Source organism: Flavobacterium sp., from assembly GCF_047602195.1.
GTDB lineage: Bacteria > Bacteroidota > Bacteroidia > Flavobacteriales > Flavobacteriaceae > Flavobacterium.
In genome coordinates this window covers 1,260,074-1,273,896 of record NZ_JASGHW010000004.1, presented here as the reverse complement: position 1 = coordinate 1,273,896, position 13,823 = coordinate 1,260,074, and the positions used below count along the sequence as shown (strand labels likewise).

25 protein-coding genes are annotated in these 13,823 nt (G+C 43.0%); all 25 read right to left on the bottom strand.

All coding sequences use genetic code 11. The features are described from left to right. Positions 1-4: 4 nt before the first annotated feature. On the bottom strand, positions 5-1,348 hold the full coding sequence (gene secY, locus QM717_RS11770; RefSeq protein ID WP_415037660.1) for a preprotein translocase subunit SecY: 1,344 nt from the start codon (positions 1,346-1,348) through the stop codon (positions 5-7). A 12-nt stretch (positions 1,349-1,360) separates the two neighbouring features. Then, positions 1,361-1,813: a 50S ribosomal protein L15 gene (gene rplO, locus QM717_RS11765; RefSeq protein ID WP_415037659.1), complete on the bottom strand. Its 453-nt coding sequence runs from the start codon at positions 1,811-1,813 to the stop codon at positions 1,361-1,363. An 11-nt stretch (positions 1,814-1,824) separates the two neighbouring features. Continuing rightward, the gene (gene rpmD, locus QM717_RS11760) at positions 1,825-2,007 is read right to left on the bottom strand and encodes a 50S ribosomal protein L30 (protein WP_415037658.1); all 183 of its coding nucleotides are present in this window, start codon (positions 2,005-2,007) and stop codon (positions 1,825-1,827) included. Positions 2,008-2,018: 11 nt separating this feature from the next. After that, the gene (rpsE, locus tag QM717_RS11755; protein ID WP_415037657.1) at positions 2,019-2,540 is read right to left on the bottom strand and encodes a 30S ribosomal protein S5; all 522 of its coding nucleotides are present in this window, start codon (positions 2,538-2,540) and stop codon (positions 2,019-2,021) included. Positions 2,541-2,546: 6 nt separating this feature from the next. Continuing rightward, complete coding sequence (gene rplR / locus QM717_RS11750) at positions 2,547-2,900, bottom strand: 50S ribosomal protein L18 (RefSeq protein WP_415037656.1); 354 nt, start codon at positions 2,898-2,900, stop codon at positions 2,547-2,549. Positions 2,901-2,911: 11 nt separating this feature from the next. Continuing rightward, positions 2,912-3,454 (bottom strand): 50S ribosomal protein L6, encoded by a 543-nt coding sequence (gene rplF / locus QM717_RS11745; RefSeq protein WP_415037655.1) that lies wholly within the window; start codon positions 3,452-3,454, stop codon positions 2,912-2,914. A gap of 20 nt (positions 3,455-3,474) precedes the next feature. Continuing rightward, a complete protein-coding gene (rpsH, locus tag QM717_RS11740; RefSeq protein WP_415037654.1) occupies positions 3,475-3,873 on the bottom strand; it encodes a 30S ribosomal protein S8 in 399 nt (132 codons plus the stop codon). Positions 3,874-4,030: 157 nt separating this feature from the next. Continuing rightward, positions 4,031-4,300: a 30S ribosomal protein S14 gene (rpsN, locus tag QM717_RS11735; protein ID WP_415037653.1), complete on the bottom strand. Its 270-nt coding sequence runs from the start codon at positions 4,298-4,300 to the stop codon at positions 4,031-4,033. Positions 4,301-4,303: 3 nt separating this feature from the next. Then, positions 4,304-4,855 carry a 50S ribosomal protein L5 gene (gene rplE / locus QM717_RS11730; RefSeq protein ID WP_415037652.1) on the bottom strand — a complete coding sequence of 184 codons (552 nt, stop codon included), beginning with the start codon at positions 4,853-4,855 and terminating at the stop codon, positions 4,304-4,306. A gap of 2 nt (positions 4,856-4,857) precedes the next feature. Next, the gene (gene rplX / locus QM717_RS11725; protein WP_415037651.1) at positions 4,858-5,142 is read right to left on the bottom strand and encodes a 50S ribosomal protein L24; all 285 of its coding nucleotides are present in this window, start codon (positions 5,140-5,142) and stop codon (positions 4,858-4,860) included. Between the two features lie 11 nt (positions 5,143-5,153). After that, entirely contained in the window at positions 5,154-5,522 is a 369-nt protein-coding gene (rplN, locus tag QM717_RS11720) for a 50S ribosomal protein L14 (RefSeq protein WP_007803649.1), read from the bottom strand. Between the two features lie 2 nt (positions 5,523-5,524). Further along, positions 5,525-5,785, bottom strand: coding sequence for a 30S ribosomal protein S17 (gene rpsQ / locus QM717_RS11715; RefSeq protein ID WP_415037650.1), 261 nt, complete (start codon positions 5,783-5,785; stop codon positions 5,525-5,527). Positions 5,786-5,799: 14 nt separating this feature from the next. After that, the gene (rpmC, locus tag QM717_RS11710; RefSeq protein ID WP_415037649.1) at positions 5,800-5,991 is read right to left on the bottom strand and encodes a 50S ribosomal protein L29; all 192 of its coding nucleotides are present in this window, start codon (positions 5,989-5,991) and stop codon (positions 5,800-5,802) included. Between the two features lie 11 nt (positions 5,992-6,002). After that, positions 6,003-6,428 carry a 50S ribosomal protein L16 gene (rplP, locus tag QM717_RS11705; RefSeq protein ID WP_415037648.1) on the bottom strand — a complete coding sequence of 142 codons (426 nt, stop codon included), beginning with the start codon at positions 6,426-6,428 and terminating at the stop codon, positions 6,003-6,005. Positions 6,429-6,448: 20 nt separating this feature from the next. Next, positions 6,449-7,207 (bottom strand): 30S ribosomal protein S3, encoded by a 759-nt coding sequence (gene rpsC / locus QM717_RS11700; protein ID WP_415037647.1) that lies wholly within the window; start codon positions 7,205-7,207, stop codon positions 6,449-6,451. Positions 7,208-7,212: 5 nt separating this feature from the next. After that, complete coding sequence (gene rplV, locus QM717_RS11695; protein WP_415037646.1) at positions 7,213-7,623, bottom strand: 50S ribosomal protein L22; 411 nt, start codon at positions 7,621-7,623, stop codon at positions 7,213-7,215. A 6-nt stretch (positions 7,624-7,629) separates the two neighbouring features. After that, the gene (rpsS, locus tag QM717_RS11690; RefSeq protein WP_091141411.1) at positions 7,630-7,908 is read right to left on the bottom strand and encodes a 30S ribosomal protein S19; all 279 of its coding nucleotides are present in this window, start codon (positions 7,906-7,908) and stop codon (positions 7,630-7,632) included. Between the two features lie 6 nt (positions 7,909-7,914). After that, the gene (gene rplB, locus QM717_RS11685) at positions 7,915-8,739 is read right to left on the bottom strand and encodes a 50S ribosomal protein L2 (RefSeq protein WP_415037645.1); all 825 of its coding nucleotides are present in this window, start codon (positions 8,737-8,739) and stop codon (positions 7,915-7,917) included. Between the two features lie 14 nt (positions 8,740-8,753). Then, positions 8,754-9,044, bottom strand: a complete 291-nt coding sequence (gene rplW, locus QM717_RS11680; protein WP_415037644.1) for a 50S ribosomal protein L23 — start codon at positions 9,042-9,044, stop codon at positions 8,754-8,756. Positions 9,045-9,051: 7 nt separating this feature from the next. Continuing rightward, positions 9,052-9,681, bottom strand: a complete 630-nt coding sequence (gene rplD, locus QM717_RS11675; protein WP_415037643.1) for a 50S ribosomal protein L4 — start codon at positions 9,679-9,681, stop codon at positions 9,052-9,054. After that, positions 9,681-10,298 (bottom strand): 50S ribosomal protein L3, encoded by a 618-nt coding sequence (gene rplC, locus QM717_RS11670; RefSeq protein ID WP_415037642.1) that lies wholly within the window; start codon positions 10,296-10,298, stop codon positions 9,681-9,683. Before rplC ends, rplD begins: the two co-directional genes overlap by 1 nt. 110 nt (positions 10,299-10,408) lie before the next feature. Next, positions 10,409-10,714 carry a 30S ribosomal protein S10 gene (gene rpsJ, locus QM717_RS11665; protein ID WP_091141407.1) on the bottom strand — a complete coding sequence of 102 codons (306 nt, stop codon included), beginning with the start codon at positions 10,712-10,714 and terminating at the stop codon, positions 10,409-10,411. An 11-nt stretch (positions 10,715-10,725) separates the two neighbouring features. Then, complete coding sequence (gene fusA, locus QM717_RS11660) at positions 10,726-12,885, bottom strand: elongation factor G (protein WP_415037641.1); 2,160 nt, start codon at positions 12,883-12,885, stop codon at positions 10,726-10,728. Between the two features lie 6 nt (positions 12,886-12,891). Then, complete coding sequence (rpsG, locus tag QM717_RS11655) at positions 12,892-13,368, bottom strand: 30S ribosomal protein S7 (protein ID WP_415037640.1); 477 nt, start codon at positions 13,366-13,368, stop codon at positions 12,892-12,894. A gap of 23 nt (positions 13,369-13,391) precedes the next feature. After that, positions 13,392-13,775: a 30S ribosomal protein S12 gene (gene rpsL, locus QM717_RS11650; RefSeq protein WP_007136570.1), complete on the bottom strand. Its 384-nt coding sequence runs from the start codon at positions 13,773-13,775 to the stop codon at positions 13,392-13,394. Positions 13,776-13,823 lie beyond the last annotated feature (48 nt).

The window sequence follows — 13,823 nt, the reverse complement described above, 5'->3', positions numbered from 1 at the left end:
AATATTAAGCTACCGCTTTTCTGTTTTTACCACTTTTCATCAAACCGTCGTAATGTTTGTTCAACAGGTAAGAGTTGATCTGTTGGATGGTATCGATAGCGACACCCACCATGATGATCAAGGACGTACCCCCGAAAAACATTGCCCAGGATTGTTGAACACCAAAACTTACCACAATAGCTGGGAACACAGCGATCAGTGCAAGAAATAATGAACCTGGGAAAGTAATTAAAGACATGATATGATCTAAGAAATCAGAAGTTTCCACACCCGGGCGTACGCCTGGGATGAATCCGCCGCTTCTTTTGAGATCGTCAGCCATCTTGTTGGTCGGAACCGTGATTGCCGTGTAGAAATAAGTGAACACGACGATCAACAATGCGAAAACAAGATTGTACCAGAACCCGAACATATTGCTGAACGCTCCGGCAATCGACTGGGAAGTCTCTGATTGAGACAAACCTGCGAGTGCAGCCGGAATGAACATAATCGCTTGGGCGAAGATGATTGGCATTACCCCAGAAGCGTTGAGCTTCAAAGGAATCCACTGTCTGTTGCCACCCGCTGCATCCTGCTCATAGTCACCAGTAGTTGTACGACGCGCGTACTGTACCGGGATTTTACGTACTGCCATTACGAGCAATACACAAGCAATGATCACGAGCAACCAAACGATCACTTCGATAACCAATAACATCGGACCACCGTTGTTGTTGGTGATGGTCGACTGGAATTCCTGTACGAAAGCCTGTGGCAGACGCGCGAGGATACCGACCATGATCAACAAGGAGATACCGTTTCCGATTCCTTTATCTGTAATTTTTTCTCCCAACCACATGGCGAAAATCGTACCCGTGGTCAAAATCAAAACTGAAGAAAATAAGAACGAGAATGAATCAAATCCTAACAGGAACGCGCTTTGCGGCAAAGTCTTGTAGAGGTTATAGATGTAACCCGGACCTTGTACCAACGTAATGGCGATGGTCAACCAACGTGTAATCTGGTTGATTTTTTTCCTGCCGCTTTCTCCGTCTTTCTGCAATTTCTGCAAGTAAGGGATCGCGATACCCATCAACTGCACCACAATCGATGCAGAGATGTAAGGCATGATACCCAAGGCAAAAACCGAGGCTTTAGAGAAAGCACCACCTGTAAACATGTCGAGGATTGAACCAATACCGTCTTTTGTCTGACCAGCTAAACTGTGCAGTTGGCTCGCGTCGATCCCCGGAAGGGTCACATGAGCACCAAAACGATAAACTAATAAAAGTCCTAAAGTGAATAGAATCCTGTTTTTCAGTTCTTCTATTTTCCACACATTAGCTAATGATTCAAAAAATTTCTTCATATACAGGTTGGATTATAATGTTACAGCTTCTCCACCGGCAGCTTCGATAGCAGCCTTGGCAGTAGCAGTAAATTTGTGAGCGCTTACTTTCAGTTTGGCTTTCAATTCACCACGTCCGAGGATTTTTACCACTTCGTTTTTAGTAGCCAAACGGTTACCAACGATCGTAGCGAAATCTACGGTATCGGTAACGATTTTATTGTCTACCAAAGCCTGAAGCGTATCCAAGTTGATTCCTTGGTACTCTACACGGTTGATGTTCTTGAAACCGAACTTAGGCACACGTCTTTGAAGTGGCATCTGACCTCCTTCAAAACCAATCTTTTTAGAGTAACCAGAACGAGATTTCGCCCCTTTGTGACCACGTGCGGAAGTACCACCTTTTCCGGATCCTTCTCCGCGACCAACTCTTTTATTTTGATTGTGTGTCGAACCTGCAGCAGGTTGTAAGTTACTTAAATTCATAACTGTATTTGTTATTTAACTTCCTCTACGGAAACTAAGTGTTTAACTTTATTGATCATCCCAAGGATAGCAGGATTTGACTCATGCTCCACAGTCTGGCCTATCTTGCGAAGACCCAAAGCCTCAAGTCCACGCTTTTGTGTCAATGGACAGTTGATTTTGCTTCTAACTTGTTTTACTAATAATTTTGCCATGATTTCCTGTATTAACCTTTAAAAACTTTCTCTAAGGATACGCCTCTCATTTTCGCAACCGTGTGCGCGCTTCTCATTTGCAACAAAGCATCGAAAGTCGCTTTTACCACGTTGTGTGGGTTGGATGATCCTTGTGATTTTGACAATACGTCGTGGATACCTACTGATTCGAGCACTGAACGAACAGCACCACCAGCGATTACTCCGGTACCATGCGATGCAGGCATCAAGAATACACGCGCTCCGCCAAATTTCCCTTTTTGTTCGTGTGGTACTGATTGTCCGGCCAATGGGATTCTCACCAAGTTTTTCTTAGCATCTTCCACCGCTTTTGCGATTGCTTCAGAAACGTCTTTTGATTTACCCAATCCGTGACCTACCACGCCGTTCTCGTCACCAACGACAACAATCGCAGAGAAACCGAATGCACGACCTCCCTTTGTTACCTTGGTTACACGATTTACACTTACCAAACGGTCTTTCAATTCGAGTCCGCTAGGTTTTACTGCTTCTATATTTCTATTTTTAGACATATGATATTAGAATTTAAGACCTGCAGCTCTTGCGCCTTCGGCTAATGATTTAATACGACCGTGGTACAAGTAACCACCTCTGTCGAAGCTTACTGTCTCGATACCGGCTTTCAAAGCTTTCTCGCCGATCAGTTTACCAACAGCGTTAGCAACTTCAACGTTAGTTCCTTTTGTATCTACTCCTTTTTCTCTTGAAGAAGCAGCAGCCAAAGTAACACCGTTAACGTCGTCAATCAGCTGAGCGTAGATCTCCTTGTTGCTTCTGAATACAGAAAGTCTTGGTGTAGCGGCAGTACCGTTAACGATCTTTCTGATTCTGAATTTGATTCTCTGTCTTCTCTCTGTTTTATTCAATGACATAACTTTACTTATTAAGCTGATTTACCTGCTTTTCTTCTCAATACTTCGCCAACGAATTTCACACCTTTTCCTTTGTAAGGCTCTGGACGACGGAATCCGCGGATTTTCGCTGCCACAGCACCCAACAATTGCTTGTCGTGTGAAGTCAGTTTAACGATTGGGTTTTTCCCTTTTTCAGAAATTGTTTCGAGTTTCACCTCTGGAGCAACCTCCAAAATGATGTTGTGCGAGAAACCTAAAGCCAAATCTAATTTTTGACCTTGGTTTGAAGCTCTGTAACCTACTCCAACTAATTCCAATTCTTTTGTAAAACCAGTTGATACACCAGTGATCATGTTGCTGATCAATGCTCTGTACAAACCGTGTTTTGCTCTTTGATCTTTGTGGTCAGAAGAACGTTCAACTGTAATGACTCCTTCTTCAACTTTCACAGTTACATCGCTGTATTCCTGCGTGAGTTGACCTAACTTTCCTTTTACTGTAATCACATTGTCGGTTACTTCGAAAGTAACACCGGCAGGGATTGCAATTGGATTTTTACCTATTCTTGACATCTCTAATTCGTCTTTAAATATTAGTACACGTAGCAGATTACTTCACCACCTACATTCAATTGTTTCGCTTGCTTTCCAGTCATAAGTCCTTTCGAAGTCGAAACGATGGCAATGCCCAATCCGTTGAGGATACGTGGCAGTTTGTCAGCACCTGCGTATTTACGCAAACCTGGTTTACTAATTCTTTGGATATCTTTGATTACAGGCTCTTTGGTATCTTTGTCATACTTCAAAGCGATCTTGATAGTGCCTTGTGGGGCAGTATCTTCGAATTTGTAGCTCAAGATATAACCCTGATCAAATAAGATCTTGGTAATCTCTTTTTTCAGATTAGATGCAGGAATTTCCACAACCTTGTGGTTTGCAGCCACAGCGTTGCGTACTCTTGTCAAATAATCCGCAATTGGATCTGTATACATATAATTATAATTGCGGTTTTGGTATTCGTCCCGGACCATCCGGTAGAACCTGAAACCATTAAAACTCTAAATTTATCAATAGATAGTTGCTAGTTCGCGGCAAAAATCCGGCAAACTTACAACTATCTATCGAAATAACAAAATTGAATTTGTTTTATTACCAGCTGGCCTTTTTAACGCCCGGGATCAATCCACTGTTGGCCATTTCACGGAAAGTAACACGTGAAATACCAAACTGACGCATGTAACCTCTTGGTCTGCCTGTCAATTTGCAACGGTTGTGCATACGAACAGGTGAAGCATTTTTTGGTAATTTTTGCAAGCCTACATAATCTCCGGCTTCCAATAAAGCCTTTCTTTTTTCAGCGTACTTTGCTACCGTTTTTGCTCTTTTCACCTCACGGGCTTTCATTGATTCTTTAGCCATGTCTTAGTTCTTTTTAAAAGGTAAACCTAATTCTCTCAACAGTGATTGTGCCTCTTTGTCGGTTGGAGCCGATGTCACGAAAGTGATGTCCATACCAGAAATCTTGTTCACTTTGTCGATGTCGATCTCAGGGAAAATGATTTGCTCGAGTACACCCAAGTTGTAGTTTCCACGTCCGTCAAAACCAGTAGCCTTGATTCCGTTGAAATCACGAACACGTGGCAAAGCCGAAGTGATCAATCTGTCGAGGAACTCGTACATTCTTTCGCCGCGCAAAGTTACTTTGGCACCGATCGGCATTCCCTTTCTCAATTTGAAAGACGCAACGTCTTTCTTAGAGATTGTAGAAACCGCTTTTTGTCCGGTGATTTTTGTCAACTCTTCTACAGCGTAGTCAATCAATTTCTTGTCAGAAACTGCTGCACCAACACCACGGCTCAAAACGATTTTCTCCAATTTAGGAACCTGCATTACGTTTTTATAACCGAATTCTTCTTTAAGAGCAGCTACCACGCGGTCTTTGTACTCTTGCTTCAGTCTTGGAATATATGCCATGATTATTTAGCTTTTTTTGTTTCTTTTTTAGCAGCTTTCGCAGCAGCCGGTTTGGCTGTACCTTCAACCTTAGCCAGGTTAGAGATGTGGATAGGTGCCTCTTTCTTAACGATTCCGCCTTGTGGGTTTTTCGCAGATGGTTTCGTGTGTTTCGACACCATGTTTACGCCCTCAACGATCGCTTTGTTTTTCTCTTTGTAAACACGGGTAACAGTTCCGGTGGTTCCTCTGTGGTCTCCAGCGATAACTTTTACGGTGTCACCTGATTTTATCTTTAGCTTTATCATCTTGCAAATAATTAAAGCACTTCTGGTGCTAATGATACAATTTTCATGAATTGCTTTTCACGCAATTCTCTCGCTACCGGACCAAAAACACGTGTTCCTCTCATCTCGCCAGCCGCGTTCAAAAGAACACAAGCATTGTCGTCGAAACGGATGTAAGAACCATCGGCTCTTCTCACTTCTTTCTTGGTACGTACAACAACTGCAGTAGATACCGCTCCTTTTTTTACGTTTCCGTTTGGAGTGGCGTCTTTGATTGATACTACAATTTTATCTCCGACAGAGGCGTAACGACGTTTCGTTCCACCCAAAACACGGATTGTAAGGACTTCCTTCGCTCCAGTGTTGTCTGCTACTTTTAATCTTGATTCCTGTTGTACCATAATTATTTAGCTCTTTCAATGATTTCAACTAATCTCCAACATTTGGTCTTTGACAATGGACGTGTCTCAGAGATACGAACGGTGTCACCGATGTTGCAGTCATTTTTCTCGTCGTGTGCGTGATACTTTTTAGTTTTCAACACGAACTTACCGTATAATGGGTGTTTTACTTTTGTAGTTTGCGCCACCACGATAGACTTGTCCATCTTGTTTGACGTCACAACACCAATTCTTTCTTTTCTTAAATTTCTTTTATCTTCCATTTTGCAGAATACAATTATTGGAGTTCTCTTTTGCTCAGTTCGGTTGCCAATCTTGCAACAGTTCTGCGGACAGTTCTGATTTGCAAAGGATTTTCGATCGGAGAAATCGCGTGGGCCATTTTCAGGTCGCTGTACGTTTTCTTAGTCTGGCTCAATTTTTCCTGCAATTCTGCAACGGAAAGATCTTTAATTTCTTTTTGTTTCATAATGCTTGATATTATGCTTCGAAATCTCTAGCGATGACAAATTTAGTTTTCACTGGGAGCTTTTGTGCAGCAAGACGCAACGCCTCTTTTGCAACGGCCAATGGCACGCCACCCACTTCAAACATAATTTTTCCAGGTTTAACAACAGCTGCCCAATATTCAACAGCACCTTTACCTTTACCCATACGTACCTCAAGAGGCTTCTTGGTGATTGGCTTGTCCGGGAAAATTTTGATCCAAAGTTGTCCTTCACGTTTCATGTAACGGGTTGCAGCGATACGCGCAGCCTCGATTTGGCGTGAAGTCAGGAACATTCCATCTTCGTGTACAGATTTGATTCCGAACATTCCGTTTGAAAGTTCGTGCCCTCTTTGGGAATTTCCTTTCATTCTACCTTTCTGTACCTTGCGGTATTTTGTTCTTTTAGGCTGTAACATTTTCTTTTCTTTTTAAAAAATTACTTTCTTTTACGGTCTCCGCCTTTGCGGTCTTTGTTGAAACCACCTTTACGCTCTCCGCGTGGCGCATCATTTTTACCTCCGGTAGCCGACTTTTGTTTGTCCATACCTACCAGTGGAGAAAGATCTCTTTTTCCGTAAACTTCACCTTTCATGATCCAAACTTTGATACCCATACGACCATAAGTAGTATGCGCTTCAGCCAAAGCGTAATCGATATCGGCTCTGAAAGTTGACAAAGGAATACGTCCTTCTTTGAAACCTTCTGAACGCGCCATCTCAGCCCCGTTCAAACGACCAGAGATCAAGACTTTGATACCTTCAGCGTTCATACGCATAGAGGCAGCGATAGCCATTTTGATTGCTCTTCTGTAAGAAATACGGCTTTCGATCTGACGGGCGATGCTTGATGCAACTAAAAAAGCATCGAGTTCAGGTCTTTTGATTTCGAAGATGTTGATTTGAACTTCTTTGTCGGTAATCTTCTTCAATTCCTCTTTCAACTTGTCTACCTCCTGGCCGCCTTTCCCGATAATGATACCCGGACGTGCAGTGGTGATAGTAACGGTTACAAGTTTCAAAGTTCTTTCGATGATTACTTTTGATACACTCGCTTTAGACAAACGGGCGTGGATGTACTTTCTGATTTTGTAGTCCTCAGCGATTTTGTCGCCGTAGTCATTACCACCAAACCAGTTAGAGTCCCATCCTCTGATGATCCCAAGTCTGTTTCCGATTGGATTTGTCTTTTGTCCCATTTCTCTTAGTTGCTTTGTGTGTTATCTAATTGTCCCAATACGATGGTTACGTGATTAGAACGTTTTCTAATTCTGTGTGCTCTTCCTTGCGGCGCAGGACGAAGTCTTTTCAACATCATTCCTCCGTCAACGCGGATTTCTTTCACGATCAAGCCTGCTTCCGCTACGTTTCCGTCTGCGTTTTTCTGCTCCCAGTTATTGATTGCAGACAACAACAGCTTCTCCAATTTGCGTGAAGCTTCTTTAGTGCTGAATCTCAAGATATTCAGCGCTCTTTCTACCTTCTGACCTCTTACCAAGTCCGCTACCAAGCGCATTTTTCTAGGTGAAGTAGGGCAGTTATTCAACTTTGCGAAAGCAACTTGCTTGTTAGCTTCTTTGATGCCTTCGGCTCTTTCTCTTTTACGAACTCCCATTGCTTCTTATTTTTTACCTTTATTTTTAGCTCCAGCGTGACCACGGAATGATCTTGTTGGTGAAAACTCTCCTAATTTATGTCCTACCATGTTCTCAGTTACATAAACTGGAACGAACTGGCGGCCATTGTGAACTGCGATCGTCTGTCCAACAAAGTCAGGGGTAATCATTGACGCGCGTGACCAAGTCTTTACGACGCCCTTGTTTCCACCTTCGATGTTGTCGAGAACTTTCTTCTCTAATTTATAATGAACGTAAGGTCCTTTTTTTAATGAACGTGCCATGTCTTATTATTTCTTTCTGCGTTCTACAATATACTTATTGCTCGGATTTTGTTTTGCACGGGTTCTGTAACCTTTAGCCGGCAATCCTTTTCTCGAACGTGGATGACCTCCTGATGAACGTCCTTCACCACCACCCATTGGGTGATCGACAGGGTTCATAGCAACTGGTCTTGTTCTTGGTCTTCTGCCCAACCATCTTGTTCTACCAGCCTTACCTGATACGATCAACTGATGGTCAGAGTTAGAAACCGCACCGATCGTCGCTGAACAAGTCAACAAGATCAAACGGGTTTCGCCTGAAGGCATTTTGATTGTAGCGTATTTACCGTCACGCGCCATAAGCTGCGCGAAAGTACCAGCCGAACGAGCGATAACCGCTCCTTGTCCTGGACGCAATTCGATACAAGAAATAACAGTACCCAATGGAATTTTGCTCAGCGGCAAAGTGTTTCCGATTTCCGGTTGCGCGTCTTCGCCAGAAACGATTTTCTGACCTACTTGCAATCCGTTTTGGGCAATGATGTACGTTTTCTCACCATCGGCATAAGCCAACAAAGCGATGAACGCCGTTCTGTTTGGATCGTACTCGATTGATTTTACCGTAGCAGGGATTCCGGCTTTGGTTCTTTTGAAATCGATTACACGATACCTTTGTTTGTGACCACCGCCTGTGTAACGCATGGTCATCTTTCCTTGACTATTTCTACCTCCAGAGTTTTTTATCGGCGCTAACAATGAGCGTTCCGGCTTGTCAGTCGTGATAGTGTCAAAGCTATTCACAACTCTAAATCGCTGACCCGGGGTAATAGGTTTTAATTTTCTAACTGACATGATGCTGCCTTATTTTAGATATTGTTATAAAAATCTATTGTTTCTCCTTCTTGTACTTGAACGATCGCTTTCTTGAAGCTGTTCGTCTTTCCACTGATCAAACCACTTTTAGTGTATTTCGTTGAACGGTCCGGACGTACATTCATAGTGTTCACGGCAACGATCGTTACGCCATAAGCAGCCTCAACAGCTTTCTTAATCTGTACTTTGTTTGCTTTCTTGTCTACTACGAATCCGAAACGGTTGGAAACTTCACTTTCCTTGGTTACTTTTTCAGTTACTATAGGCTTAATTATGATACTCATGTCCTATTTATTTGCTTAAGTTTTCTACAATTCCTTCTAAAGAACCTTCCAAAAGCACTACATTATTTGCATTTAAAATTGCATAAGTGCTTAATTCTGAACTAGTTACGACATTAGAAGCTTTCAAATTGCGCGAGGACAAATATACATTTTTATTTGTATCGCCCAACACTACCAAAGATTTTTTGTTTTCTAACCCTAAAGCTTTCAAAACATTAATGAAATTCTTGGTGCTTGGCGCTTCGAAATTGAAGTCTTCGATCACTACGAGGTTTGACTCTTTGGCTTTGATTGAGAAAGCCGACTTACGGGCCAAACGCTTCAAGTTTTTGTTCAATTTGAAAGAGTAGCTTCTTGGACGTGGTCCGAAAACTGTACCTCCACCTTTGAACAATGGCGACTTCACAGATCCCGCACGTGCTGTACCTGTACCTTTTTGTTTCTTCACTTTACGTGTAGAACCGGTTACTTCGGCACGCTCTTTCGATTTGTGCGTTCCTTGTCTTTGGTTGGCCAAATACTGCTTTACATCTAAGTAAACCGCGTGGTTGTTTGGCTCGATCCCAAAAATATCGTCAGAAAGCTGTACTGTTCTTCCAGTTTCCTTACCGCTGATATTTAAAACTTTTACTTCCATTACTTCTGAATGATTACATAAGAGTTATTGTGTCCAGGAACCGCCCCTTTAACCAAAATAAGGTTTTTGTCGGCGATTACTTTCAACACTCTCAAGTTTTGAACTTTTACATTTTCTCCACCCATTCTTCCAGCCATACGCATTCCTTTGAATACACGTGACGGATAAGAGGATGCTCCTACTGAACCCGGTGCTCTCAAACGGTTGTGCTGACCGTGAGTAGACTGTCCAACACCACCAAAACCGTGACGTTTAACAACACCCTGGAAACCTTTACCTTTGCTAACGCCTTGAACGTCCACAAATTCTCCTTCTTCAAAAACGGTCACATCAAGGATGTCTCCCAATTTTTGTTCTGTTGCGAAATCCTGGAATTCAACGACTTTCTTCTTAGCAACAGTTCCCGCTTTCTTAAAGTGACCCAAAGCCGCTTTTGTGGAATGTTTCTCGTTCTTGTCATCGAAACCAAGTTGCAACGCTTCATACCCGTCAACCTCTTTGGTTCTGACTTGGGTAACGACACATGGTCCAGCTTCGATTACCGTACAAGGAATGTTTTTCCCGTTCTCGTCGAAGATGCTGGTCATGCCGATTTTTCTACCAATTAACCCAGACATAATTATTAATTATTGATTATTAAAAAATTCTTTATTGTTACTTTTAGACATAAGTATAAAGCATCGGAACTCAAAATCCCGATACTTTATACCAAATCTTAAGCGTTTACTTACACTTTGATTTCTACTTCAACTCCACTAGGCAATTCCAGTTTCATCAAAGCATCGATCGTTTTTGAAGACGATGAGTAGATGTCGATCAATCTCTTGTAAGACATCACTTCGAACTGCTCTCTTGCCTTCTTGTTTACGTGCGGCGAACGCAATACGGTAAACAATTTCTTGTGTGTTGGCAAAGGAATTGGGCCAGTTACCACCGCTCCAGTGCTCTTTACTGTTTTTACGATCTTCTCAGACGACTTGTCTACGAGCATGTGATCGTAAGATTTCAATTTTATTCTGATTTTTTGACTCATCTTTTAAAATATTAAGCGGTTACTCCTTTTGCCTTTTTGATTACGGCTTCCGAAATGTTCGAAGGCGTTTCTTCGTAGTGTGAAAACTCCATGGTTGAAGTGGCACGTCCTGAAGACAAAGTTCTCAATGTGGTTACATAACCGAACATTTCCGACAATGGCACGTTGGCCTTGATCGTTTTTGCACCGTTACGGTCACCCATGTCGTTTACTTGTCCACGACGACGGTTCAAGTCACCTACGATATCACCCATGTTTTCTTCTGGAGTGATGACTTCAATTTTCATGATCGGCTCAAGGATGATGGCTCCGGCAGCTTTCGCTACTTCTTTGTAACCCATCTTGGCCGCCAATTCGAAAGAAAGCGCATCCGAATCCACCGCGTGGTACGATCCGTCGAGCAAAGTTACTTTCAAGCTGTCCACCGCATAACCTGCTAAAGGACCTGTTTTCATTGATTCGCGGAAACCTTTTTCAACAGCAGGAATGAATTCCTTAGGAACGTTACCACCTTTTACTTCATTGACGAACTGCAAGCCCATTGGCACTTTTCCGTCAACTTCATCGGCTGGCTCCAAACGGAACACGATGTCACCAAATTTACCACGTCCACCCGATTGTTTCTTGTAAACCTCACGGTGTTGTGCAGACTTAGTGAATGCTTCCTTGTACTCTACCTGAGGCTCACCTTGGTTTACCTCTACTTTGAATTCGCGTTTCATACGGTCTACCAAGATATCGAGGTGAAGCTCACCCATACCCGAGATGATCGTTTGACCTGAAGCCTCATCAGTTCTAACAGTAAACGTTGGATCTTCTTCAGCCAATTTAGCCAAAGCCATACCCATCTTGTCTACGTCAGCCTTCGTTTTAGGCTCGATCGCGATACCGATTACCGGATCAGGGAATTTCATCGATTCGAGGATGATTGGGTGTTTCTCGTCGCACAAGGTATCACCGGTTTTGATGTCCTTGAAACCTACTGCCGCACCAATATCACCTGCCTCGATGTATTCGATTGGGTTTTGCTTGTTGGCGTGCATCTGGTAGATACGAGAGATACGCTCCTTGTTTCCTGAACGCGTGTTCAAGATGTAAGAACCTGCATCCAAACGACCTGAATACGCACGGAAGAACGCCAAACGACCTACGAATGGGTCAGTTGCAATCTTAAATGCCAAAGCCGCGAACGGTTCTTTTACGTCTGGACGACGCAAGATTTTGGTTTGGTCTTCTTCGAGCAAATCAGCATCATCCGGATCGATTCCTTCGATACCTTCTTTGTCCAATGGAGAAGGCAAATATTTACATACGGCGTCCAACATGAATTGAACCCCTTTGTTCTTGAACGATGAACCAGCAATCATCGGGATGATCGCCATGTCGATGGTCGCTGCACGCAAAGCATTGTTGATCTCATCCTCAGTGATTGAATCTGGATCTTCCATGTATTTGTCGAGCAAGCTGTCATCGTAATCAGCTACAGCCTCGATGAGGATGTCTCTGTATTGCTTCACTTCGTCTACCATATCAGCAGGGATGTCAACGATATCGAAAGTAGCGCCTTGTGTTTCATCATGCCATACGATGGCTTGGTTTTTCACGAGGTCAACTACCCCTTTAAAGTCGATTTCATCACCGATAGGCAAAGTGATCGCTACTGCGTTTGATTTCAACATGTCGCGAACTTGTTGACAAACACCCAAGAAGTTCGAACCTTGACGGTCCATCTTGTTTACGAAACCCATACGTGGCACGCGGTATTGATCCGCCAAACGCCAGTTGGTTTCTGATTGTGGCTCCACGCCGTCAACCGCAGAAAACAAGAACACCAATCCGTCGAGTACACGCAATGAACGGTTTACCTCTACGGTAAAATCCACGTGTCCCGGGGTATCGATGATGTTGAAGTGGTAAGCTTTTGAATCAGAAGTCGGTTTGCCTTGATTCGTTGGGAAATTCCACTCACAAGTCGTCGCAGCAGAAGTAATGGTAATACCACGCTCTTGCTCCTGCGCCATCCAGTCCATCGTAGCTGCACCATCGTGCACCTCACCGATTTTGTGTGATTTTCCAGTATAAAAAAGGATACGCTCAGTGGTGGTAGTTTTACCAGCATCAATGTGAGCCGCAATTCCAATGTTTCTAGTGTATTTTAAATCTCTTGCCATTTCTGATTAGAATCTAAAGTGAGAGAATGCTTTGTTTGCTTCAGCCATTTTGTGAGTATCCATACGCTTTTTCACTGCAGCACCTTCTTCTTTGGCAGCAGCCAAAACTTCAGAAGCGAGTTTTTGAGCCATAGACTTCTCATTTCTTCTACGGGCGTAAAGGATCATCCATTTCATCGCCATAGAGATTTTACGGTCTGGTCTGATTTGCATTGGGATTTGGAAGGTAGCTCCACCCACACGACGCGAACGCACTTCTACGTGCGGCATGACGTTGGTCAAGGCATCTTTCCAGATTTCCAATGACGATTTTTCTGCATCTTGCTTTTTGTTCTCTACGATATCCAATGCATCGTAGAATACTTTAAAAGCAGTTGATTTTTTACCGTCCCACATCAAGTTGTTCACGAAACGTGTTACCAATTGGTCGTTAAACCTTGGATCCGGCAAAAGAGGTCTTTTCTTTGCTTGTCTTTTTCTCATGTCTTTTCCTTAAAAGTTTTTAATTACTTTTTCGCTTCTTTAGGGCGTTTTGCACCGTATTTAGATCTTCTTTGCGTTCTTCCAGCAACACCTGACGTATCAAGCGCACCACGAACGATGTGGTATCTAACTCCCGGCAAATCTTTTACCCTTCCACCCCTAACTAATACTATCGAGTGCTCTTGGAGGTTGTGTCCTTCACCTGGAATGTAAGCGTTCACCTCATTACCGTTGGTCAAACGTACACGCGCTACTTTACGCATCGCTGAGTTTGGCTTTTTAGGTGTAGTGGTGTAAACACGCGTACAAACGCCACGTCTTTGCGGACATGAATCCAAAGCAACCGATTTACTCTTCTTAGTTATCTGGGTTCTTCCAGTTCTTACTAATTGTTGAATTGTTGGCATAATGAATACTAAAAATATATTATGTTATAAAAATCCCGCTTTTTACGG